Annotated in this window: 19 protein-coding genes and 1 pseudogene; 8 read left to right on the plus strand and 12 right to left on the minus strand. The window is 65.8% G+C overall.

Annotated features, from left to right (window positions below; translation table 11 throughout):
* The first annotated feature begins 37 nt into the window (after positions 1–37).
* Positions 38–346 (plus strand): hypothetical protein, encoded by a 309-nt coding sequence (locus OHA58_RS04095; protein WP_405476480.1) that lies wholly within the window; start codon positions 38–40, stop codon positions 344–346.
* On the opposite strand, the gene cutA is transcribed toward OHA58_RS04095, so the two are convergent.
* Complete coding sequence (cutA, locus tag OHA58_RS04100) at positions 343–672, minus strand: divalent-cation tolerance protein CutA (protein ID WP_405476483.1); 330 nt, start codon at positions 670–672, stop codon at positions 343–345. The two genes, OHA58_RS04095 and cutA, sit on opposite strands and share 4 nt — an antisense overlap.
* A 730-nt stretch (positions 673–1402) precedes the next feature.
* On the opposite strand from cutA, the gene OHA58_RS04105 reads away from it, so the two are divergent.
* The 3 genes from OHA58_RS04105 (at position 1403) to OHA58_RS04115 (ending at position 3297) form a co-directional block, all read left to right on the plus strand.
* Positions 1403–1879: an NUDIX pyrophosphatase gene (locus OHA58_RS04105; RefSeq protein ID WP_405476485.1), complete on the plus strand. Its 477-nt coding sequence runs from the start codon at positions 1403–1405 to the stop codon at positions 1877–1879.
* The gene (locus OHA58_RS04110; protein ID WP_405476488.1) at positions 1876–2286 is read left to right on the plus strand and encodes a hypothetical protein; all 411 of its coding nucleotides are present in this window, start codon (positions 1876–1878) and stop codon (positions 2284–2286) included. Before OHA58_RS04105 ends, OHA58_RS04110 begins: the two co-directional genes overlap by 4 nt.
* Before the next feature lie 408 nt (positions 2287–2694).
* Positions 2695–3297, plus strand: coding sequence for a hypothetical protein (locus tag OHA58_RS04115; RefSeq protein ID WP_405476491.1), 603 nt, complete (start codon positions 2695–2697; stop codon positions 3295–3297).
* A gap of 136 nt (positions 3298–3433) precedes the next feature.
* Here the strand turns inward: OHA58_RS04115 and OHA58_RS04120 are convergent, their stop codons facing one another.
* From OHA58_RS04120 to OHA58_RS04130, 3 genes are all read right to left on the minus strand, one after another.
* Positions 3434–3670, minus strand: coding sequence for a DUF2283 domain-containing protein (locus OHA58_RS04120; RefSeq protein ID WP_405476493.1), 237 nt, complete (start codon positions 3668–3670; stop codon positions 3434–3436).
* Between the two features lie 77 nt (positions 3671–3747).
* Positions 3748–4512: a transposase family protein gene (locus tag OHA58_RS04125; RefSeq protein WP_405476496.1), complete on the minus strand. Its 765-nt coding sequence runs from the start codon at positions 4510–4512 to the stop codon at positions 3748–3750.
* 251 nt (positions 4513–4763) lie between these two features.
* Positions 4764–5621 carry a CHAT domain-containing protein gene (locus tag OHA58_RS04130; protein WP_405476499.1) on the minus strand — a complete coding sequence of 286 codons (858 nt, stop codon included), beginning with the start codon at positions 5619–5621 and terminating at the stop codon, positions 4764–4766.
* A 336-nt stretch (positions 5622–5957) separates the two neighbouring features.
* On the opposite strand from OHA58_RS04130, the gene OHA58_RS04135 reads away from it, so the two are divergent.
* On the plus strand, positions 5958–9377 hold the full coding sequence (locus OHA58_RS04135) for a glycosyltransferase (RefSeq protein ID WP_405476501.1): 3420 nt from the start codon (positions 5958–5960) through the stop codon (positions 9375–9377).
* Between the two features lie 13 nt (positions 9378–9390).
* Here OHA58_RS04135 and OHA58_RS04140 read toward each other — a convergent pair whose 3' ends face one another.
* The gene (locus OHA58_RS04140; protein WP_405476504.1) at positions 9391–10068 is read right to left on the minus strand and encodes a hypothetical protein; all 678 of its coding nucleotides are present in this window, start codon (positions 10066–10068) and stop codon (positions 9391–9393) included.
* Between the two features lie 261 nt (positions 10069–10329).
* Between OHA58_RS04140 and OHA58_RS04145 the strand changes: the two genes are divergently transcribed.
* Both OHA58_RS04145 and OHA58_RS04150 read left to right on the plus strand, forming a co-directional pair.
* Positions 10330–11415: an integrase core domain-containing protein gene (locus tag OHA58_RS04145; protein ID WP_405476506.1), complete on the plus strand. Its 1086-nt coding sequence runs from the start codon at positions 10330–10332 to the stop codon at positions 11413–11415.
* Positions 11416–11553: 138 nt separating this feature from the next.
* Positions 11554–12432 carry an SUMF1/EgtB/PvdO family nonheme iron enzyme gene (locus tag OHA58_RS04150; RefSeq protein ID WP_405476509.1) on the plus strand — a complete coding sequence of 293 codons (879 nt, stop codon included), beginning with the start codon at positions 11554–11556 and terminating at the stop codon, positions 12430–12432.
* Positions 12433–12889: 457 nt separating this feature from the next.
* Here the strand turns inward: OHA58_RS04150 and OHA58_RS04155 are convergent, their stop codons facing one another.
* Entirely contained in the window at positions 12890–13096 is a 207-nt protein-coding gene (locus tag OHA58_RS04155) for a hypothetical protein (RefSeq protein ID WP_329573885.1), read from the minus strand.
* A gap of 36 nt (positions 13097–13132) precedes the next feature.
* On the opposite strand from OHA58_RS04155, the gene OHA58_RS04160 reads away from it, so the two are divergent.
* Positions 13133–14650: a hypothetical protein gene (locus tag OHA58_RS04160; RefSeq protein ID WP_405476512.1), complete on the plus strand. Its 1518-nt coding sequence runs from the start codon at positions 13133–13135 to the stop codon at positions 14648–14650.
* Here the strand turns inward: OHA58_RS04160 and OHA58_RS04165 are convergent.
* From OHA58_RS04165 to OHA58_RS04190, 6 genes and pseudogenes are all read right to left on the minus strand, one after another.
* Positions 14624–14890, minus strand: a complete 267-nt coding sequence (locus OHA58_RS04165) for a hypothetical protein (protein WP_405476515.1) — start codon at positions 14888–14890, stop codon at positions 14624–14626. The genes OHA58_RS04160 and OHA58_RS04165 overlap by 27 nt on opposite strands.
* 190 nt (positions 14891–15080) lie before the next feature.
* Positions 15081–15889 (minus strand): IS5 family transposase gene (locus OHA58_RS04170; protein WP_405475107.1). Its coding sequence is split into 2 segments (ribosomal slippage): positions 15081–15550 and positions 15550–15889, totalling 810 coding nucleotides; the frame shifts between segments, so codons are not numbered across the junction.
* Positions 15890–16178: 289 nt separating this feature from the next.
* A complete protein-coding gene (locus OHA58_RS04175) occupies positions 16179–17072 on the minus strand; it encodes an IS3 family transposase (RefSeq protein WP_405476518.1) in 894 nt (297 codons plus the stop codon).
* Positions 17069–17374, minus strand: coding sequence for a transposase (locus OHA58_RS04180; RefSeq protein ID WP_405476521.1), 306 nt, complete (start codon positions 17372–17374; stop codon positions 17069–17071). The genes OHA58_RS04175 and OHA58_RS04180 overlap by 4 nt, the downstream gene beginning before the upstream one ends.
* A gap of 240 nt (positions 17375–17614) precedes the next feature.
* A pseudogene (locus OHA58_RS04185) lies at positions 17615–18735 on the minus strand (IS630 family transposase).
* Positions 18736–18769: 34 nt separating this feature from the next.
* Entirely contained in the window at positions 18770–22228 is a 3459-nt protein-coding gene (locus OHA58_RS04190; RefSeq protein WP_405476524.1) for a DNRLRE domain-containing protein, read from the minus strand.
* Positions 22229–22574: the final 346 nt, after the last annotated feature.

Consider the following 22574-nt stretch of genomic DNA (forward strand, 5'->3'; position numbering starts at 1 on the left):
CTGGTCAACTTGGGTCGACCGCACCGAGCTCGACATCATGACCGGCCGCTGCTGGACCGAACTCCGCCGCCCTCTGCGGGCCGTGCCCGTTCTCACCGCTGCCCTCGACCGGTACTCCGACGACCACGCCCGCGACAAAGCCCTCTACCTTTCGTGGCTCGCCGACGCCTACCTCACAGCCGGCGAGGTCGAGCAGGCGGCTGCGAAGGCCGGGCGAGCACTTGAGCTCGCAACAGGCGTCGCCTCCATCCGGCCCCGGCAGCGCATCGACCCGATTCTTGGCCAGCTCAGCGCCCACAAGGGTCTCGGCCCGGTCCGGGCCCTGATGGAACGTGCAGCGGGCTAGGACACGTTCCGAGAGACGGAGTCGCTGATCCACTTCTTGCAGCGCTCCGCACCCTCGGTGATCGGCACGGCACACACCTCCGGGTTGTCCCAAGGGTGGCGCTCGAGGAGGTAGGCCTCCAGCTCCGGATAGCGGTCGCCAGTCGTCTTCAGGAGCAACTGCCATTCCTCACCCGTGCCGTACTCACCGAGATGCCAGAACACGCTGGTGACGGGCCCGACGATCTGCGCGCCCGCTGCGAGCCGCTCCTTGACCGCCGGGCCAGCGAGATCGATCGCCTGCTGCTTGGTCTGGGTGGCCGTCGAAACCTGCACGTAGTCAGTCATGCCGAGAGCCTAACGAGCAGCTCATCCCAGGTCCTTGGGGGCTGTTGGCTGGATGCAGCCCCGCCCGGGAGCACCATCTGTCTCCCGCATCTCCCAAGCTGGCACGGACGCCCCCCTGACCAGCCAGGGCGTGGTCATCCAATCCGTCGCCGCCACCCGCACGATCACCATGCGGACGCCGGATATTCGGGTGCCACCGCTGTCGAGCTGCCGTCTTGCGATCAGGGGCCGGCTGGGACGGGATCGTGTCTCATGGCCCTACGAGTGCACCATCTGATCTGGTGTCGCTCGGAGACTCACCACTGCTAGTGAGGGGCAGGCTTCCGTACGGCAGCACAGGACCGGGGCCTTAGCCGGATGATCTTGATGGCGAGACCGCCGACGACTCCGTCGGCACGGTCCCCCGACGTCTTCCGCCACGCACTTCGCGCCGAAGGCATCCCTGTCGCCGTCCGGGACCCTCACCGCCTGCCCCTACGACCCGCTCTATGCCGACCTCACCAGCCGCGACCAGCCCCCTCCCGAACCTCTCCGCCACCCAGGCCCGCACCGCGTGCGCATCCCTGGTCCTCCTTCGGGCAAGCCGCAGAATCCGGCATGTTCTTTGACGACCCAACCGAACTCGCCGACGTTGTACGAGCCGTGGAGAAGATCTACGACAACCGGAACCACCTCCGCCAGCACCGGGTCACTCCCCCGGCTTCGCCCGCACACTGACCAAGGACTTCACATGCCCCGAGCCCCGTTCCAGATCCTCGTCGTCCCCTTCCGCCACGTCGGCGACCAGCTCGAATTCGCCGTCCTCCGACGCAAGGACCTGAACGTATGGCAGGCCGTTGCCGGCGGCGGCGAGGACAACGAGACCCCCGAACAGGCCGCACTGCGCGAGGCCACCGAGGAACTCGGCCTCGACCACCCCACCCCCCTCTATCCGCTGCAGACCACTGCCAGCGTCCCGGCGCGCTTCTTCGCCAACCGCAATCACTGGCCGGCCGGAACCTACGTCGTCCCCGAGCACTCCTTCGCCATCGACCTCACCGGCGTTGAGGCCGCGATCTCTCACGAACACACTGCCCTGGAGTGGCGCGACTACGACGCCGCACAGGAAGTGCTGCGCTTCGACAGCAACCGGACGGCTCTCGGCGAACTCCACGAACGCCTCCTGGCCTCCGACCTCCCCCACCCGGTCAAGAGTGATCGCCCATGACTGCCCCTGACTCCGCCTCGGCAAGGCCACGTCGCACGGCGTTACTCGGCCAGGGCTACGTCGGCCTCGCCCTGGCCATCCGGGCCGCGGACGCCGGCCACCGCGTCGTGGGATTCGACACCGACGACACACGAGTGAAGCGGCTACGGGCCGCGCAATCCCCCTCCCCGGACATCCCCGACAGCCAGGTCGCCGCCGCCCTGACGAACGGCACCTACACTCCGCTTGTCCGTGTGCTCCACGGCCAGCTCACGGTTGTCGGCGACGACCTGGGCCTTGAGGCCGTTTCGGTAGGCGCCGGCCCGGTAGTGGTCCACGATGTCCTGGCAGGCCGCGTGCATGTTACCGCGCACGCGGACGACCTGGCCGGGTTCGACATCGCGCATGACCGGATCACGCCGAGGTGACCATCTCCGTCTCGGACTCAAAGGGCGAAGACCCCACCATGCGGCCGTATGGCCCGCTACCGGGACTACGTCCGCAACGACCTCACCTCGGCCTTCGGGGCTCAAGCTTGACCAATTGCCATATGTTTTCGGCACACGCAGGCCTGGGTTCACCCGTCATCGGCCGAGGACGGGTAGCCCAACAGGATCGCAGGACAGCCACGCTGGAGTTCAACGAAGAGCCGGACGCTCCGGAGTGGTACGCCAGTACAGGGGACAGGGGAAGCGCCGCGTAGCCACGGATGCTCTTCAGCCGCGCCGCCGTGCAGCTGCCACCGCTTCAAGTACTCGGCGCTTCCCGGCACTTGTTCCGATCACAGTTGGATGAACGGCGGTACATGCCGCACTTCGCAGACCACAATCCCCGTCATGACTCCTGAACTCCTTACTGGCATCGTCGGCGCCGTGGGCGCCATCTTCGGAGCAGGCGGCGTCGTCACCGGACAGGTGCTGACCGCTCGGCACCAGCGCATGTTGGCCCAAGAACAGGCGGAGGTCGCACGGCGGCAGCGTCAGGAAGACGCCCAGCGTGAGGCATGCCTCACGCTCCTGACCACGAGCGCGGAGTTCGAGGCAACGACCTGGCAGCTCATGGACGAGCTAGGCCGGCAGACACCAGATGTGGAACTGTGTGCCGCGGCCCGAACCCCTTATCTGGACAGCTGGCGCGGATTTCTCCGCGCGCGCCACTCGGTCGAGGCCCTGGTGACGGAGCCACTCGTTGGCAAGGCCCGAGCACTGGGCGGCGCGGTTACCGACACCTCGAATGCGATCGACGACTGGTACCGGCGCGCCCAGCAGGGATCGACCTACGGCACTTCGTCTCGTGCAGCATCCTGCGCCGACAAGCTTCAGGACCTTCGAAACGCACGCGACGCCTTCTCGGACACCGTGAGCGGGCTGCTGAACGGCGAAGCCTCACGCGCCGAACTTCCGACACGTCCAGCACACCCGTCACCATCGCCCGCATGACATTCCGTCGCGACCGATCGAGCCCGCCCAGGCAGAGAAGCTCACAATCCGTCGGCACTGGACCACGCGGCATTGAGCCCTTTCCAACCTGAGAGAGAGCGCGGCGGGGTGGCCGCGACTGCCTTGTGCTACTGCGTCATGCACCTTCGATGTCCAAGCGCTCCGCTGACTGGAGTAGGTATTGGGGCAGCTTTGAACTGGCCGCCAACACCTCGATACCGATAAGGCGGCCCTGCTCGTCGAAGTCGAGGTTGATCATGCCGTCGACGTCCACCGGATCGCAGGGATACATGCGTGCGGAGTTCACACGGACCTGCGGGTCAGTGAAGTGGACATACGCTGCGTCCACGGTCTTGTCGTAGGTGACCCTCACGTCTGCCACGGTGAACTGGCTCCCTTGGTGTCGTTGATGACGGCACTGTCCTTGCCCATGCCGGTGCTTCGCCGACCTCATGCCGTTGCGGCGAGCTGCAATGCCAGGACAGCCTTGACGATGTCGGTGATGCGAGTGGTGCTGCAACGGAGTTTGCGCAGGAGGCGCCAGTTCTTGAGGGTGGCGTTAGCCTGCTCGCCAACGGATCGGATCTTGGCGTGGGAGGAGTTCGCCGCGCGCTTTCCAGCCGGGAGCGTGCTCCAGCGGCCGCGGTAGGGCACGCGGATGGTGCCGCGGGCTCCCTGGTACCCCTTGTCGGCCCAGGTCGGAATGCCGGCTTCGGTGAGTGCGTCAATCATGCTGTGGGTGCGGGCGGCCTTGATGTCGTGGACGGCTCCCGGCAGGGCTGGCGAGGTCCAGATCAGCCGCCCGAACGGGTCCGCAATCACCTGGACATTCATGCCGTGGCGCTTGTGCTTGCCGGAGTAGTAGGGGCGGTCGGCGGCGATGCGGTCGATGGACAGCAGGGTGCCGTCCAGGATGACGAACGCTTTGGTCTTCGCGGGACGCACAGCGTCGGCGAGGGTGGGCGCCAGCGCGGCCAGGATGTCGACGGCCTCGCAGACGTAGCGGTAGACCGTGGCAATGCCGACCTGGAAGGCCACGGCGAGTTGGGCGTAGGTGTCCCCGGAGCGCAGGTGCGCGAGGACGAGCAGGGCCTGGCGTCCGGCTGTGAGCCGGCGCCACCGGCTGCCTATGCGCTTGCGGTGGGCCGACAGGTGACGGGTCAGATACAGCAGGCTCGAACTGGACAGATCAATCGCGGATGGGTAGACAAGCACTCGAAGCTCCTGGAGCGGACGGGCGATCTTGGTCGTGACCCATCTACCAGGAGCTTCACTACTTCGTACAGCGCACGCCTACCCGCCACCTGTCGCCCCATCAGGTTGGAAAAGGCTCATTGCACACCGCACGACCACCTCCGCTATCCCCCAAGACACAGAACCTTCCGCCAGACTCTCTTCACCTCCGTGCCCAGAGTCAGCCCGCAGGCGAAACGCCCACAACTGACGGCTCGCTCGCTTTTGGAGCTTCAGAGCCCGGCATGCAAGTGTGCTGCCCAGAGGTAAGGGGTACCCGGAAATTGATCACGGATGTCGCGAACAGTTTTGTGTAGCGCACGTGCGATCGCCCCCATGTCGACGTTCCGATACATGTCCGCAGCGGCTCCGAGCTCAGCATAGAAATCGACAGTCATACGCGACGCCTCTTTGTCATCTACTTCCCAGAGAGTGCCAATGACATGGGGAAATCCTGCTAGCTGAAACGCCGAGGTGAGATGAATTGCCTCGTCGATGAGCTCCACAGAGTCCATGAAGGCTGTTCTGCACGCCGACAAGTAGGCCAATTGAGCTGAATCCATTCTCACTTGGGCGATGCTGGCAACATTGAGTGGATCACGTTCGTGGTCGTGCAGAAGGAGGAGACTCTGGGATGGGTCGAGGGGATCATGGGCACCGTGGCACGCAAAGTGAACGATCCCGCAGTCGGAGAGCTGCTCCAGAACCCGAGCCTTGGTCGGTCGGGCCTCCGACTCATGGGAAGCCACACCACCTGCTAGTCCGTCAGGCTCGATGAGCAGCGCCGGGTTCGGTAGCAGCTGGCGTAGCAGTTCAGCTTCTCCCGAGACATATGCCAGGCGGCCGTCAACACCCGGAGTCGTGGGCATGGCCACGATCAAGGACCGGCTCGCGGACGGTGGTGAGGTGCGATGTCGGCGTACGTGATGCAGGGCACGGATGGTGGGGTGTAGGAAGAGATGACGCGATCCATGACCGTCCTCCTCTTCCGGTTGTCTTCCCCCGCCCCGGTCGGCTCGGTGTGGTAGCCGGCAGCGTGCAGGGGCAGCAGCGAGAGGAAGCCGCCGGGGGCCCACCAGATGCGGGGCCACGACTCTCCAGTCGGGGGTTCGTCGGTGAAGCCGAGACGACGCAGGACTGGTTCAGCTGCGGCGTCCCACAGCCACTCCAGCACTCCGGACCGCTGACTTGGGCAGCTTCCGCAGGTGTTCCTGCGTCAGCCTGGCGGCGAGGATCACGGGCCTGCCGCCCGGACGCTACGGTCCCATCGCGAGTACCCAGGCAGCTCACGTCTACCACTGCCCGTTGTCACCGCAGCTCTCCCGAAGTCGCCGGTTCCTCGATTCTGCGGAAAGAGAGGTCGGCGGCAGTACGACTCCCGTCTATCGCACGCAGATCGTACGATCGACACGAGGTGAGGGAGGCCCGTGGACGACTTCCAGTTGCACAACCCGTACGACTACCGGAACCCGGTGCGCGATGCCGCAGTCTTTGCCGGGCGCGGCGAGGAAGTGACTGCGATCGAGTATGAACTCGCCCAGACGGGAGTCGACCAGCCGTCGGTCTGCATCGCTCTGCATGGCCCCCGGGCGGCCGGGAAGTCGAGCCTGCTATACGCCACGGAACGGGTAGCCACGACGCGCGGGCTGACGACCGCGAGGGTGGAGTTGATCCAGGGCGACGGGGACCCAGTCACCTTCTTCCGCAAGCTGTACGACGAGTTGGTCCTGGCTGTCGTGACGGCGGCCGAGCGGAGCGGGGAGTTACTCCCCTTCGATGTCGCGGCCGTACGGCGGGTCATGGCCGGAGCCGGCGACGCGGCATCGGTAAGGCCGCTGCAGTTCCCGGAGGCTGTGGCTCTCGTGGGCGCCGGGGGGCGGGTGCCGGAAGCGGCGCTGCGGACCGATCTCTCTTTCTTCGTGCGGCGGCTCGGACACCCCATCGCTCTGCTGGTGGACGAGGCACAGCTGATGGTCGAAGACGCCCAGGCGCTGTCGGTCCTGCGCTTTCTCACCACCCGCGTCGATGGACTGGTCCTGGTGCTCGCGGGGACGTCCGGGCTGATGGACCAGATCATGGACGTGCACTCGCCGATCCTGCGGCAGTTCAAGGAGTTCGAGATCAGAGGGTTCGCCGAACGGGACGACGTCTTTGACTGCATCGTTCGCCCGCTCCACAACGCCGGCATCTTCGGCCTGGGCGACCACGACCTCGTGTCTTCCCTGAGCCAGCTCACGGACGGCAACCCGTACGAGATCCAGTTGTACTGCCATGAGATGTTCGCCCGTATACAGCGCGGCCTCGCCGACGACCTGGAACTTACGCCCGAGGTGCTCGAAGACATCCGCCGGCATATGGAGTCGGGCCGCCGTGACGTCCTCGACCGTCCGCTGATCGGGGCCGTGCGCGCGATGAACCGGCGCCAGCTGATCGCCTTCAACATCTTGACATCTGCACTGGGGCACGCGACTCCGGACGAGGCGTGGTTCGCCTACTGCATGACCGAGCCACCGGAGATCACCCGTGCCGAGTTCGACGAGTTCAGGAACCAGCTGGTCAAGCAGGGCATCCTCGTATCAGAGCAGACCTTGCGGTTCGCTGTCGACACGGAGCTCTTCGACGAGATCTACGCACGGCTGTGGACGGTCAGTATCCTCGGGAAGTCGCCGCACGCCCGTGCCATCACCAGCCGCACCGACGTCCGGGGCATGCTGATCGACCAGCTCTTCGGCCTCCTGCAGGGCTTCGCCAACGAACACTTGCAGATCTACCCGACACTCGGTTCCCAGGTGAACGCGGAGCACGTCGAGGAGTGCATCCGCGCTCTGGAGACACTGCCCGGTGCCGGACCCGACAGCGTCCCAGCGATCGATTTGCTCCACTACGCGATCCTCAGCGCGGGCGAACCTGCGGCCCTCGACGTCACCACCGTGACCTGTAGGTACGGCAACCATACGGTCGAACGCCGGCTGTTCGCGGCGGACAAGGACGACATCGCACTGGCGCAGACTGCTGGCTTCAGGGCAGCTGCCGACCGGATCGCGGCGCTGGGCGGTCGGCTCACCGCCGAGCAGGTTCGCCTGCCTCTGCGGTCATGGCCGGCCAAGGGCTGGTTTCAGATGGCCACGGGGAGCCTACGGACAGAACTGGCAAAGAACCATCTCCTGGTCGCCTACAGCGCGTATGAAAACGGTGATGCCACCCGCGCCTGGACCCAGTTCCAGTCGTCCTACGCTCTGCACCCGGGCTGGGAAGCGGCCAACTGCCTGGCCTACCTCAACCTTGCCGCCGGGCACATGGACAGCGCACTCGAGTGGTCCCTGCGCAACCTCGAGCTGGCCGAAAAACCGTGGGACCGTGCGCTGAGCCACTACAACACCGCAATGGCCTACCTCCTGGCCAGCGATGGGGATAGCGCGGCTGAGCAACTTGCTGAATCCGCCGCGGTGTTGGACAGCATATCGATGCCCACCCACATGATCTTCTATCTGCTGCTGCCGGATCCCGACGACACCCGCAGGCTGCGCGAGGCGAAGTCCGTCGACCTCGTCGAGGCGGTGCAGCGCGCCCGTACTGCACTGGGCGCGCCACAGGCCACGGACCCGCAGGCCATCCCCGGTACGACGGTACGCGCCACTCGGCCCCCGGTCGTCCTGTCCGTGGCCACCGAGTGGACCTCCTCCCACGGCGGCCTCAGCACGTTCAACCGTGATCTGTGCGTGGCGTTGGCCACCGCCGGCGCGCAGGTGTTCTGTGTGGTGCTCGATGCCACGGACGCGGACATCGCCGGTGCCGACGAGTTGAGGGTCAAGCTCCTGCCGGCCCGCAGACGGCCGGGGGCCTCCGATGACCTGCGGCTCGCCGGCCGACCCGAGCTGCCGGACGGAGTGATGCCCGATCTGATCCTGGGTCACGGTCGGATCACCGGGCCCGCGGCACGGGAACTAACCGACAATTTCTTCCGCGACGCCCGGCGCCTGCACTTCGTACACATGGCTCCGGACGAGATCGAGTGGCACAAACCGGCCCCAGACGGCGGTGCGGGGCTGAAGGCCGAGGAGCGCACACGCATCGAGCGGGAGCTCGGCAGAACCGCCCATCGCGTGGTCGCAGTGGGGCCTTGGCTGCACGAGCAGTTCCGCGCTGAGGTCAAAAGCCCCGAAGGGCTATCCCCGCTGCGACTCGATCCAGGGTTCGACTCCGACGTGCCAGGGGCAGCAGAGCGCGTACCGCCGGAGGGGTGGCCCCTCCGGGTCCTCCTGCTGGGCCGCGTCGAGGACGCCGAGCTCAAGGGCGTCCCCCTCGCCGCCGCGGCCTGCGGCAAAGCCAAACAGTGGCTGCGCAAGGATGACCTACGGGGCAGCATCCGGCTGCTCGTGCGCGGTGCCCCGGAAACCGATGTGGACGAAGTGCGCAAGGATATCCAGGGATGGGCGAAGGATGCCGAATTGGATGTCGTGGTCCGCGCCTACACGTCGGACCAGGACCGCATCGAGGACGATCTGAACAGCGCCAGCCTCGTGATCATGCCGTCCCGGAAAGAGGGGTTCGGCCTGGTCGGTGTTGAGGCCATCACGCGAGGCATCCCGGTTCTCGTCGGCTCGGACAGCGGCTTGGCCGAGTTGCTGCGCGAGAAACTCGGGCGGGAGCGGGCGAGCCAGTGCGTCGTCGGACTGTCGGGGAACGATGAGGAGGACACCGACGGATGGGCGCGGGCCATCGACCGAAAACTGCGGGACAGCGCTGGTGCCTTCAGACAGGCGGCGATGCTCCGCGAAGAACTCGCCCAGCAGGTGACGTGGACGGACGCGGCCGCTGTGGTGCTCCGCGAAATCCCGGACCAGTGAGCAGCAAGCCACCTCACTGCCCGAACGCCGCTGCGGACACCTCTCGTTCCAGCTCCGCACGGTGGTACTCGTACGTGCCGATGCCGGAGACCTTGATCAGCACGCAGAAGCGTTCCAGTGAGGACAGTCGCCCGGCCACGTGCACGTACTCGCGCCGCAGAAAGTGGATCGCGGCGAGGTTGGCCACCGACGTCTGCCCGGACACCAGGAACACGGGGCTGGTGGACTCCGCGGGCGTGAACTTCGCTACGAGGGCGTACTCCTGGTTGCCACGGTCGAAGAGATACTTCTCCCCGCCGACCTCTATGGCCACCGAGTCCGGACGAGTCCCGTCGTATGGATGGATGGTGACTCCGGGGAGATGTGCGGCGAGATGGCCGCCGGTACGGATATTGGCACCCCCGGTGGGCCCGCCCACACAGAACTCGGTACGATCCCCATTGCCGCCGCGAAAGTCACCGGACTCCACGGCAACTTTACAACCCAACTCTCCTGCCAGCAGGGATAGTTCGACCACGCCACGCACATCCCGGTAATGCGCGGCCCCCGGCGCGTCGTATTTGTTGCCCAGCACTATCAGGCAGGTGTGCCCCGGCCGGACGCCGAAGAATTCCGCCCGCCGATTCACTTCACGTGTGCGCTTGGCCCGCTCCCACAACCAGACGAAGACACCACCGAGCAGGCTGGTCACCAGCCCGATCCCAATGTTCGCGACCACTGACAGAATCGCGTCCCCCTCTCTCCAACCGTCATCGTGTCATGACCGCGCGAACCCACACCACACGAACCAGGAACGGCACCTCATCAGCACAGGCGAGCGGGGACGATAAGGGTGCCCTGGAGCGCCGGCCTGCTCGGGCGGCGCATCCCGCGTCGCCGCCGGGGTGTGGGGCTCGTAAAGTCGTCGCTGCACGTCGGAGCCGTAATCGGCTGCGGCTGGCAGGATGACCCGGTGATCGTCTCGCTGCTGTACAAGGTGGCCCGCAGGCTGCTGTCCGTCCCCGGCGTGCTGCTGCGCCGTGACACTGCGAAGGACGCGGAGGTGCTGGTGCTGCGGCACGAGAACACGGTGCTGCGGCGGCAGTTGAAGACCCAGGTTCGCTACGAGCCCTCCGACCGGCTGTGGTTTGCGGCGCTGTCCTCCCTGATACCCCGTCACCGCTGGAGCCGGGTCTTCCCGGTCACCCCGGGCACGCTGCTGGCCTGGCATCGCCAGCTGATCGCTGCGAAGTGGGACTACAGCGCGCGGCGCGCACGCACCGGTCGCCCGCCCACCGCGGCCGCCCTCAAGCGCCTGGTGCTGCAACTGGCACACGAGAACCCGCGGTGGGGGCACCGGAGAATCCAAGGAGAACTCTCCCGGCTCGGACACCCCATTGCCTCCTCCACCGTGTGGAAGATCCTCAACGCCGCTGGCCTCGACCCGGCCCCACGCCGCACCGGCCCGACCTGGCGCGATTTCCTGATCGCGCAGGCCGACGGCATCGTGGCCGCGGACTTCTTCCATCTGGACACCGTGCTGGGGAAGCGTCTGTACGCCATGGCGTTCCTGGAGCACGGCAGCCGCAGACTGCACGTGACCGGGGCGACCGCGCACCCGGCGGCCGGGTGGGTGGTGCAGCAGGCCCGCAACACCGCCGTCAGCCTCGGCGAGCGCGACCGGTCACCGCGGTTCCTGCTGCGCGATCGGGATGCGAAGTACACCGCGGCCTTTGATGCCGTCTTCGCAGCGGAGGAGGCCGAGGTGCTGCTCAGCGCACCCCAGGCGCCGCGGATGAACGCGCACTGCGAGCGAGTGATCGGCACCATCCGTCGCGAAGCCCTCGACCACGTCCTGATCCTGAACGAGGCCCACGCCACACGGGTACTGGCTGAGTTCGCCCGCCACTACAACACGCATCGGCCGCACCGTGCTCGGCACCAGCGACCTCCCGAGGCCACCGAGCCGACCACCCCCGTCCACAACCTCGAAGACCGCAGACTCCTCCGAACCCGTATCCTCGGCGGCACCATCAACGAGTACCGATATGCGGGCTGAGCAGCAGCGATGACTTTTCGAGCCCCACAGCGTGCCGCCGCCCCTCCGAGGGGCGGCGATTCACGACAGAGGTAGCCCATGCCGCTCGTTACGAAATGGACCGGACGTGAAGTTAAGGCACTGCGTGAAGCCGTACGCATGAGCCTCATGGAGTTCTCCGAGAAGCTGGGGGTGTCCGATCGCATCGTCTCCCGATGGGAGGCGGACGGAGAACAAGCCTCTCTCCGCATGGTGAACCAAGCTGCCTTGGACACCCTGCTTGCCAAGGCCGACAAGGATGTCCAAGGCCGCTTCGTCGGAATCTTGGCGGCGGATGACGTCCCCGCCTACGCCATCATCGAGCCCGACGAAGACCAGACGAGTAGTGGCGACTACGTGAAGCACCCCGGCGACGGGAAGCTCATGGCGCATGTCCCGGAAGGAATCTTCCTGTCGGGGGAGGGCGACGACCCTGTGTGGGTGGACGAATTCCACATAGACACTTTCCCGACGACAAACGCCGACTACGCGCGGTTCTGTGCGGCCACCCAGCGCGCCGTGCCCGAGCACTGGGAGAACGGCCGATGTCCCCGCGACCTGTACGACCATCCCGTCGTGCATGTGACGTGGCGAGACGCGCACGCGTACGCGACGTGGGCGGGGAAGTCGCTGCCGACAGCCGAGCAGTGGGAGAAGGCGGCCCGCGGCACATCCGGGCGCACTTTCCCGTGGGGGGATCAGAAGACAGCCGCCAAGTGCAACGTCCGAGAGACCGCCGTGGAGCGCACGACGTCCGTCTCTCGATACCACAGCGGCGTCTCGCCCTACGGGGTCTACGACATGGTGGGCAACGTGTGGGAGTGGCTCGCAACGGCAACTACACCTGGTCGCTACGAACTCCGCGGAAGCGCCTTCACGAGCCCGCTGTTCCGGGGAGTTCCGTCCATCTCCAACGATGCCAACGACACGATGCACGACGATGACACCGGGTTCCGCTGTGTGGCGACGCCGGAGCAGATGGTGCCCCGCAAGCGGTGACGGAGTAGGGCCCTTCTTGGGTTGGCCATGCGTGGGCCAGGAGTCCTGCAGAGCGCTCTACGTGGGCTAGCTCCGCAGGCCAGAGCGGGTGAGCATCATGGCCACCTGTTGGTCTTCCGGAAGCTCGGAATATCGGCCGCAGCGTTCGGGCGGCAGCGTGCCGTGGACGGAAGCGGGCTCGCTGCTGCCCGCTTAGGATCCGGTTGTGGCAGCCCCCGACGATTTGATCAAGCTGGAACGTTCCGCCGAAGAGGAACGCGCGAAAACTCGCGGGCCTCTCAGGCGACGAGTACGACACACAGTGGCGCAACTGGCGGAAGGCGTCCGAGAAGGCACGAAAGCTGGGGCACCACATGCCCCGCTGACCAGAGCAACCGCGTGCGACGAACCGAACACAGGGCTACTCACACCACTGCAGCCCACCGTGAGAAACGACGTCTGAGTGCCAACGCCGTGGTCAGTTGATGGATTCGCCGTCGTGACTGCCGCCCACGCAGGTCCAAATGCCGGCACCGGAGTCGTACTGCACCGTTCCGCCACCTCGCACACACGCCGGCCCGTCGGTGGCAGGTACAGCAAGTACGGCCGCCTGTGCAACGGGGCCCATGGCGCCAAGAGCGGCCAGTATCAGCGCGGCGGTGAACCCGAGAAGTCGTGTACGCATGTGAACTCCTGTGGGGATGAGCGACACCAACACGTCATGACCAGCTTCACCCTGTGCCGCGTCAAGCGCACCCCGATGGGTGCTCCAGGGGCGCCTGCGGCTGACAAGCGGCAGGCTGGTGTTATGGCTATCACGCCCGAAGTAACCGTAGAGCCGCCTGATTGCGTTGGTTGGCGGAAAATCGTGATAAACGGCAAGTCCGCGGGCAAGGCGCGGTCCCCCGAGGAACTCCGAAGACTCCTGCGAGATGCCGGGCTGCCATCCGGGCACCCCATCCATTGGCTCGGCGGAGACAGCACTGTCTGGCCGCATCGAGCGGTGCAGCGACGAGCAGTTGGCGGCATCATATTTATCGGCTTCCTCTTGCCTGCGTGCCTGCTCATCAGGATCGGCTTGGTGGACAGCGGTGCTGCCCTGACCTTCGGCGGACGACTCGCAGGATTCACGGTCTTTGCTGCGGGCCTGGTGGTATTGATCGCCGCAGCGGCGACTCTTGACTATTGGCACAAGCGGGAAAGGCGCTATTCGGGGGCCGCTGTTCTGGCCGGAGTCGTCATCGTCTTTCTCGGTAGTTTCTCGCTTCTCCTGCTGCAGATCGGCGAGCACTTCAACAAGTGGTCCGCGCTTGCGATATTCTTCCTCGTGGGGTCTGTAGTGGCGGGGATTGGACTCATCAGATCCCGGGCGTGGAGGGGTCTCCGAAATCCCGGGCGAATCGCGATCGGGGCGATCGTCCCCGCCCTCCTCGCCAGCGTCAACCTGGCATATGCGCAGGTCTATGTGCCCTATGTGACCACCCCGCTGATCATGAGTAGGGCTGAGTTAAAGGAGGCAAGCCTGGACGGAACGGAGGCGGCGATGTACGTGACGGTTCATCTGTCCGTAAAGAACGATGGGCAGATTCCGGTCTATGTACTCGGCAGTATCTACTGGATCCATGGCGGGCCCGCGAACGTTATTTCCGAGGACAGGCCTCCGTCGTACAAACTGATCTATGATGGCGAATTCGTCACGCCGGCGGGTCGCGTTCTGAATCCAGGGGAAGAAATTGCGCAGGATGCGGTCGTCGAGATCAAGAATCCCGAAAGGGTGAATTACGAGGCACTCAGGGCACAGACCGAGGTGTACGTGATCAGGAAGGACAGAATGACACTGCCTACCGGTTACGAGCAATCCCGGGTGACTGTCGAGGAACTCGAAAGAAAAGGTAAGAAATTGGACCCTCGGGAGCCTAAAGGCATGAAATATAAGAATGAATCCGAGATTTCGAACAGCAGCGAGATCCTCAACGTGACTCGAGGTCGGCAGCGTATAACGGTGTGGCGGGTGTCCAATGGTGAGTGGTCGCGCATAGATGTGGCTGTGTCGCCACCGGGCGACAGGATCGTTTTTGATCCTCAATTTCCCTACTTCAACCAAGAGATTATTGAGCAGTACGGTCTCGCGCGGGTGCGTGGCTCCACGACGCAGACACCCTTCAAGGAGCTCCTGGAGAAGGCCCGCTCCACCGAAAAGGGCAAGCCTGGATCAGTCGGACAAGTGATGGGGCGATGACACGGTCACGGCAGACCCTCGCGAGGAGCGGCCCGGCAGGACTGCGTCGAGGCGCCCGGCCGCGGCCCGCAAGCGCGTCGTGATCCGGGCACCGGCCGGTATCTGCGCGGTCTGCTCGGTGAACGACCGGCGCGGGCAGCCCGGCTCGTGGCACCACCAGCGGCGCTTGTGCCAGCGGAACTCCAGCCCGCTCTCGCCGTACGGCAGATCACGGAGCCGGGTCGTCGTGGAGCCCTTCACCCGGGAGGCGAAGACTCTATGGCAGTGGTGCCGAGCTTGCTGCTGCGGGCATCGGAACGCGCGACACGATCGCTATGGACTTCTATCGCATCCCGGATATAGACCGTGCTCCGTCCTGCGATGTGCAGGGATGCAACGAACTGCCGGAGTACCGGGTGACCAAGCGCCTGGGACTCTTTAACTGATGGTTTCAGAATGAGGTTCGGAGTCGTCTCAAGCAGATGATGCTGCAGGCGAACTGAAGCAGGCCCAGGTGGAGGTCGGCACGTATCTCGTAGCGAATCCGAAGCCGCTTGAACTGGTGGAGCCAGGCAAAGGTGCGCTCGACGACCCAGCGGGTCTTGCCCAGGCCGGAACCGTGCGGGACTCCGCGGCGGGCGATCTTGGGTGTGATCCCACGGGCGCGGACGAGACGCCGGTACTTGTCGTAGTCGTAGCCGCGGTCGGCGAAGAGCCGCCGGGGCCGGTGGCGGGGTCGGCCACGTAGGCCACGGATGCGGGGTACGGCGTCCAGCAGCGGCATGAGCTGGGTGACATCGTGACGGTTTCCACTGGTCAAAGAGACGGCGAGCGGGGTGCCCTGCCGGTCGACGATCAGGTGGTGCTTGCTTCCGGGCCGGGCCCGGTCGACCGGCGAAGGTCCGGTGTGAGCCCCCCTTTGAGGGCACGCACGTGCGATCCGTCGATCGCCGCGTCGTCCATCTCGAGCAACCCGGCAGCCCGTAACTCGGCCAGCAGCACCTCGTGCAGCCGGGGCCAGACACCCGCCTCGGTCCAGTCCCGCAGACGCCGCCAGGCCGTCACCCCGCTGCAGCCGACCTGCTCCGCGGGAACGTCCCGCCAGCTCACGCCCTTGCACAGCACGTAAACGATGCCCCGCAACGCAGACCGGTCATCCACCGGCAACCGCCCGGGATACCGGTGCCGCCGAGCCGGACGAGCCGGCAACAGCGGCACGACGCGATCCCACAGATCATCAGGCACAAGGTCAGCAGACACCTACCAAATCCTGCCGACACACCACCCAACCGCCAAGCCCCACAATGAACTTCATTCTGAAACCATCAGTAAGCGGCCCAAGCAATACTTTGGCTGCTCCGAGCACCTGGACACGTGTCACGCGGCCATGGCCTTCGGACACAGTGGCGACCCCGCCTAGCAGCGCCCCAATGAGCTGGGGGTGAGTGTCTAACTGCGTGACAACTCGACGTACAGCGGCGGACAACTACGCACACCTGCCGACCGTCACGGCAGGTGAAGCTTCCCCGTGATCTTGGACACTCGATGCTTACGCCACGAGGGCGTGTTCTTGTTCGAGGCGCTGTCGGGTCTCCAACGGGGTGAGGTAGCCCCAGCGTGGATGGCGGCGTAGGCGCTGTCGGTTGTAGAAGGTCTCGACGAAAGCGAAGATGTCCGCGCGGGCGCTGGAGCGGCCGGGCCAACGGCGGGTTCCGATCTCCTCCTTAAGCAGTGCGAAGAACGACTCGGCGGCGGCGTTGTCGAAGCACGAGCCGGTGCGGCCCATGCTCTGCCGGAGTCCCAACCGGCTCATTTCACATCGGAGTTCGTCCGAGGTGTATTCACTGCCGCGGTCCGAGTGCGCAATGCATCCGGGCTGGAGCAGGCCGCGTCCGGCGGCCATCTGCAGCGCGTCCACGACCAGGCCGGCGCGGTGGTGGTCAGCCATCGAGTAGCCGACGATCTCGCGGGTCGCGAGGTCGAGCCAGGTCGCCAGATACAGCCACCCCTCATCGGTAGGTATGTAAGTGATGTCGCCGACCAGCTTCAACCCCGGCGCACTCGCGGTGAAGTCGCGGCCGATCAGGTCCGGGGTCGGCACCGCCCTTTTGGCCGGGCGGGTCAGCCCCTTTCGCCTGCGCCGCGTGACACCGCTGATGCCGCGTTCACGCATGACGCGCTCGATCCGTTTGCGGTTGACCCGGTGTCCGAGACGGCGCAGCCCGGCGTGGATGCGCGGCACCCCATAGGCTGCCCTGGAGGCGACGTGCAGCACGGTGATCTCGTGGGCCAGGGCGTCGTCCGCGGCCTTCCTCGCCGAGCGAGCTCTCTCGCCGGCCAGCCACGCATAGAAGGAGGAGCGGGCCACCTTCAGCAGCCGGCACAACAGAGCAACGTTGTGGGTGGTCTTCTCCGCCTCGATGAACACGTACACCTCGCTCATCGATCGCTCTCCTTCGCGAAGAAGACCGCCGCTTTTCGCAGCACTTCGATCGTCTCTGCCTGCTCGGCAGCCAGCCTCCGCAGCCGGCGCAGCTCTTCGCGCTCGGCCGTCGTCAGCTCTCCCGGCGGCCCCTGCCCGCGGTCGATCGCATCCTGCCTGACCCAGTTCCGCAGCCCCTCGGCGCTGACCCCGAGTTCCCGGGCCACCTCGGTGACGGTCTTACCGGAGGAGCGCACAAGCACGACCGCGTCCCGTTTGAACTCCTCCGTATACCGCCTGCTGCGGTTGCTCTTGCTTCCCACCTGGCACTACTTCCTCTGGAACCTCATGCCCCAGTCTCCAGGTGTCCACGATCAAGGGGAAGGTTCAACCCTCTTGATCGATTCCATCGTTTCGAGTGATTCGCCAGCCCGCACTCGGCACGAGGTAGGCCAGCTGGTCACAGAGAGAGGGACACCTGCTCAAGGCTCCCCGTGCGGCCTTCACATACACCTAGTACTCCAGTTGCGATTCTCCATTACCGCTGGTCAACGGCTTGAGTGCTAGTGTCCTGCGCCGGAGATCCGTCGGCAGAAGCGGGCGAGTGAGTCGAGGATCTCTTCGGCTGTCTTGGTCCAGGTGAACGGGGTCGGGTTCTCGTTCCACTGCTTGACCCAGGCGCGGATGTCGGCCTCCAGGGAACGCACACTCTTGTGTGCGCCGCGACGGATCTTCTGGTCGGCGAGGAAGCCGAACCACCGTTCCACCTGGTTGATCCACGAGGAACCCGTGGGCGTGAAGTGCAGCTGGAACCGCGGGTGTTTGGCGAGCCATGCCTTGATGGCCGGGGTCTTGTGGGTGCCGTAGTTATCGCAGATCAAGTGGACCTGCAGATGCTCAGGGACCTCATTTTCGATTTTGATGAGGAACTTCTTGAACTCCGCCGCCCGGTGTCGGCGGTGCAGGGAGGTGATGACTTCGCCGGTCGCGACGTCGAAGGCCGCGAACAAGGTGGTCAGACCGTTGCGGACGTAGTCATGTGTGCGGCGCTCGGGCATGCCCGGCATCATCGGCAACACCGGCTGAGAGCGGTCCAGGGCCTGGATCTGGGACTTCTCGTCCACCGACAACACCACCGCACCTTCGGCGGGTTGAAATACAGCCCCACCACGTCGTAGACCTTCTCCACGAACAACGGGTCCGCCGACAGCTTGAAGGTGTCGGTCAGATGCGGCTTGAGCTGGAACTTTCGCCAGATCCGGCCCACGGTCGACTTCGACAGGCCACTACGGTCGGCCATCGATGAACGCGACCAGTGAGTGGCGTTCTTCGGGATCTCCTCCAGCGTGCTGACCACGACTGCTTCCACCTGCTCAACACTGATGGTGGGTGGCCGGCCCGGCCGGGGCTCGTCCACCAGCCCGTCCAGCCGGCCGGCCAGAAACCGGCGACGCCACTTGCGGACCGTGTCCGCCGCGATCCGTAACTCCCGCGCCACCACAACAATCGGTGGAACATCAGCGCCGGCACACGCCAGCACAATGCGGGCCCGCAAGGCCACTGCCTGCGCAGATGACGCCCGCCGGGCCCAACGTTCCAACACCACACGCTCATCAGCGGACAGCAACAACGGTTCCAACTTCGGGCCCCGACGTGGCACCGGCACATCTGAAGAAGCAGTCATACACAAACTAACGACGGATCTCCGGCGCAGGACACTAGCCGATCGCGATGCGCGTCTTCCAGTAGCTCTTGGGGCTGATGATCTCGGTTCCGGAGCCGGGGAGGGTTGTCCTGCCTCCCGCGTAAAAGCGGACGGATCCGTCGGCGCGTACGGTCCAGACGTCGGGGATGGAGTCTCCGTTGGCGTCGGGTGTGCCGATCAGTTGCGGGATGCTGGTGCTGGACCAGCCGGAGGCCCCGTAGTCGGTGTCGGCGCCGCCGGAGGAGTTGGCCCCGGATGACAGGGAGTTGAGGTCGACGCCGCCACCCGAGGATGCGATTCCCTTGCGGAGCAGGAGCTTGGAGGAGATGTCGGTGCGGTAGATCAGGTCGGTGGTGCCGTCGCCGCTGATGTCCTGGGCAGTGACGATGTCGCGTTCGGTCCAGGTTGAGGCGGCCAGGCGGGTGGCTTGTTCGATGGTGGCGCCGTGGTAGCCAGTGAAGGCCCACAGTTCGTCGCCGACGGTGGCGAAGAAGTCGGTTCGGCCGTCTCCGGTGGCGTCGCCCGCGGCGACGATCTGGGTGAGGTCGGCCGGGTTGGGGGCGCCGGCGGGCATGATGATCTCGCGGCGTTTGTCGGTGTTGACGGCGCCGTAGCCGTCGCCGGGGTAGACCCAGAGTTTGCCGTCGACGCGTGCGACGAGGTCCTGGAAGCCGTCGCCGCCATAGATGTCGCCATTGTGCGTGATCAGTGCGCCCTTGAAGTGGCCGGACTGGGTGGCAACGAACGGTGGCCGGTCGTCGCCGTTGGGGTCCTTGTCCGGGTTGCCTCGGTAGGCACCGGACATGGAGTAGTCGAGGTCGCCGCTGCCCTTGGTGAGGTCGTTGGTTGCCTGCGAGGGGTACATGGACAAGTTGCCGCCCTCGGTGACCACCATGAGGTCGGCGAGTTTGTCACCGGTGAAGTCCCCCGGGGCGTCAGCCTGATCGCGCGGGGAGACGTAGAAGAAGTACTTCGTCGGCTCGGAGGCGTTGCCCGCGCTGTCCACGGCCCGCACATAGAGCACGTTCGGGCCGGCGGTAGGCGGCTTGGCGTTGGCGATGGTGGCGCTGACAGTCGGGTCGGTTCCGGCCGTGCGGGCCAGGGAGAAGGGGTAGCTGGCCGAGTTGAAGCCGTACTCGTAGCGCACGGTGTCGCTGCTGAGAGCGCGCACGGTGAACGAGCCGGGGGTGCCGAACTTGATGGTGCTCCAGTTCGCGTCCTCGGCGTCATTTCCGAAGCCGTTCTCGCTGCCGTCGGCGTTGGGGAAGTCGGTGGAACTGACCTTGGGGGGCTTGGGCGCGGCAGTGTCGAGGATGAAGCGGCAGGGGGTCTTTGCCGGTGCATAGCCGGAGGTGGCGTTGGCGTCGTCGATGGCTCTGACGCGCCAGGAGTAGGTGGTGTTGTTGGTCAGATTGGTGGTGGAGAAGCCCGGAGTGGTGCGCAGTGCAGTGTCGGTGTCGCCGCCGACGGATACCTTGCCGGTCGAGCCGAGGAGGTCGCCGGTCGTGCTCCACTTTCCGGTCGGCCACAGGTCGAAGTCGAAGAGGTCGAGGTTCTTGTCCTTGTCGGACGCCTTGGCCGTGAATGTCAGGCTGCCGGAGCCCATCCTGACGTACGGCTCGGTGGTGGTGCATTTGGCGTCGGGGCCGAGGTCGAGGGAGGTGGGGGTGTTCGGTTTGCGGTTGTAGACGAGTTCCAGGACGGGTGCGTTGTCGCCGTTGGCGACGAACTTCTTCCACGCGTACTGGGACTGCTCGTCGCGGGCGCGCATGCCGAAGGTGATGGTGTCGGCGCCCTTGTCGGCCTTCTTCTGGGCGGCCTTCTTGACGTCGAAGGTCTCATACGCGTCACGGCAGCCCGACTTGTAACCGTGGGCGAAGCTCTTGGTCGCGAACTTGTTGCCGTCGTGCAGCTTGGGCGCGTTGTTCCAGTTGGTGTGGGAGTCAATCTCGCCGGTGAGATGCACACTCATCGACCGGGCGCTGCAGGACCAGGAGTAGGTCTCCAGCATGCGCAGCTTCGCGCTGGTGATCTTGGCGCCCTTGAGGTCCTTGTCAAAGTCGATGTTGAAGTAGGAGCGTGAGGTGCCCCAGGTATCGGACTCGAAGCCCACACGGGCCTCCTGGGTTCCGCCCTTGTTGAAGCCCTTGCCGTTGTAGAAGGTGGCGTCAGGGTGGCGGCTGTAGGCCGTGGTCCAGTTCTGGGTGTGCTTTTTGACCGACGGGTCGACGAAGACCGGGTAGGTGGTCTTCGGGTCGGTGAGGAAGTCCTGGTCGGGTGTGAGCGTCCAGTTCGCCCCAGACAGATCCGTCTCGACGAGCTCGCCGCGGGAGTCGGGTGAGGGCCCGTCCAGCGAGGGCAGGCTGAGGGTGGCGGCCGGTCCGCTCTGCGAGGGCTCCGGGGTGGGTTCGGGCGGAACGGTGGGCAGCGGGGATGCGGAGGGAGTGGGTTCGGGGCCGTCCGTGGCCGAGGGCAGGGCCTCGGGATACGGGTCGCTCTGCTCGTCCGACTCCACCAGGTCGTCCCCGGTGGGGCTGGGGTTCGCGGAGGGATCGGGACTGCCGGCATCGGTCGGGCCGGGCGTCTCGGAAGCGGTGGGCTGGGCCGTGGCGCCGACCGTTCCGTCGGTGACGGCGGGTGCGCCGGTGCTGTCCCACATCAGCGGGGTGGGCGACATCGCCACCTCCTCGCCGTAGGGGTTCTCGGCGATGACGATGCCCGACACCGGGTCCAGGCGGAACGTGAGGTCGGCAGACGTGATGCCGTACGCGAGTTGCTGGGCGCGCGGATCGGCTGCCGCCTGACGGTTCTTGAGGACGAGCAGCTGCGCGAACCCGTCGTCGTCGGCGGTGAGGACGAGGTCGGCGCCCGGGAAGATCTCCGGATACAGGGCCCGGGAGCCGTCGATGATCGGCGTGGGGACGGGGCCGGGCCAGGTGAGCTGGATGTCGTGATCCGCGATATGCAGCGTGACCAGAGGGGTTCCCGCCTCGGCGGCCGTCGTTGCCCCCTTGAGCAGGGACACCCGGCGCACAGTGCTGCGCGAGGCCCGGTGCTCGCCGCGGGCCTTGGCGCCGGCCGAGAAGATCATGTGCGTGTTGCTGGCGCGGGGCTCCCACCCGCGGGTGGTGCGGTGCAGGGTGAGGTCGATGTCCTTCCACTCGCCACCCACCTTCGCCCGGATCGGGGACGAGTACAGCCGCTTGGCCATCAGCCCGTCGGGGCGCGCCCACGTCGTGGAGCGGGCCGTGCGCCGCGCGGTCACCTCGACCGGTTTCCCGGTCTTCGCTGCCTCCTTGATCGCCACGCTCTCGGTGACCGGCTTCTCTGATGCGTGGCGCGAGGCACTCTTTCGGGCGGCGGGCTCGTCCAGGCCGAGGCCGGTGTAGGCGACGCCTGCAGCGACGACGGTCGCGGCGACTAGCGCCGCCGTAGTGCGGCGCGCGGGCATGCGCGGCCAGTTGCGCGTCATTGAGCGAGGTTCCTTCCCCCTGGAATCCGGCGCGCCAAGGCGTGCGGAGTGGTGACGCCAGCTATGACGCGCGGATCTCCCCAGATCCCCGGAGGCGGCATTGCGAGCGAGCTGATGATGACCCATGCACGACCGGTCGTCACCCTGTGCGCCAGTGCCACCCAGACAGGTGAGGGCATCGCGATGCCACCTGGTCTCGGGGACCGGATGAAGAGGCCTGCCTCGGACTGGTGCAGCAAAACAGGATGCTTCTCACCCAAAGTCCTCTATTTCGAGAACTATTTGATGGAGGATCACGCCGTTCACGAGAAATCCTCGATAGAGGAAATAGGTTCGGATTGCGGCA

Origin of the sequence: Streptomyces sp. NBC_00009, from assembly GCF_045040855.1 — a bacterium.
Classification (GTDB): Bacteria; Actinomycetota; Actinomycetes; order Streptomycetales; family Streptomycetaceae; genus Streptomyces; species Streptomyces aureus.

Bases quoted from the DNA above. Each gene is read 5' to 3' on its own strand.
- OHA58_RS04095 (WP_405476480.1), top strand. From the start codon at position 38: ATGACCGGCCGCTGCTGGACCGAACTCCGCCGCCCTCTGCGGGCCGTG.
- cutA (WP_405476483.1), bottom strand. From the start codon at position 672: ATGACTGACTACGTGCAGGTTTCGACGGCCACCCAGACCAAGCAGCAG.
- OHA58_RS04105 (WP_405476485.1), top strand. From the start codon at position 1,403: ATGCCCCGAGCCCCGTTCCAGATCCTCGTCGTCCCCTTCCGCCACGTC.
- OHA58_RS04110 (WP_405476488.1), top strand. From the start codon at position 1,876: ATGACTGCCCCTGACTCCGCCTCGGCAAGGCCACGTCGCACGGCGTTA.
- OHA58_RS04115 (WP_405476491.1), top strand. From the start codon at position 2,695: ATGACTCCTGAACTCCTTACTGGCATCGTCGGCGCCGTGGGCGCCATC.
- OHA58_RS04150 (WP_405476509.1), top strand. From the start codon at position 11,554: ATGAGCCTCATGGAGTTCTCCGAGAAGCTGGGGGTGTCCGATCGCATC.
- OHA58_RS04155 (WP_329573885.1), bottom strand. From the start codon at position 13,096: ATGCGTACACGACTTCTCGGGTTCACCGCCGCGCTGATACTGGCCGCT.
- OHA58_RS04160 (WP_405476512.1), top strand. From the start codon at position 13,133: ATGACCAGCTTCACCCTGTGCCGCGTCAAGCGCACCCCGATGGGTGCT.
- OHA58_RS04175 (WP_405476518.1), bottom strand. From the start codon at position 17,072: ATGAGCGAGGTGTACGTGTTCATCGAGGCGGAGAAGACCACCCACAAC.
- OHA58_RS04190 (WP_405476524.1), bottom strand. From the start codon at position 22,228: ATGACGCGCAACTGGCCGCGCATGCCCGCGCGCCGCACTACGGCGGCG.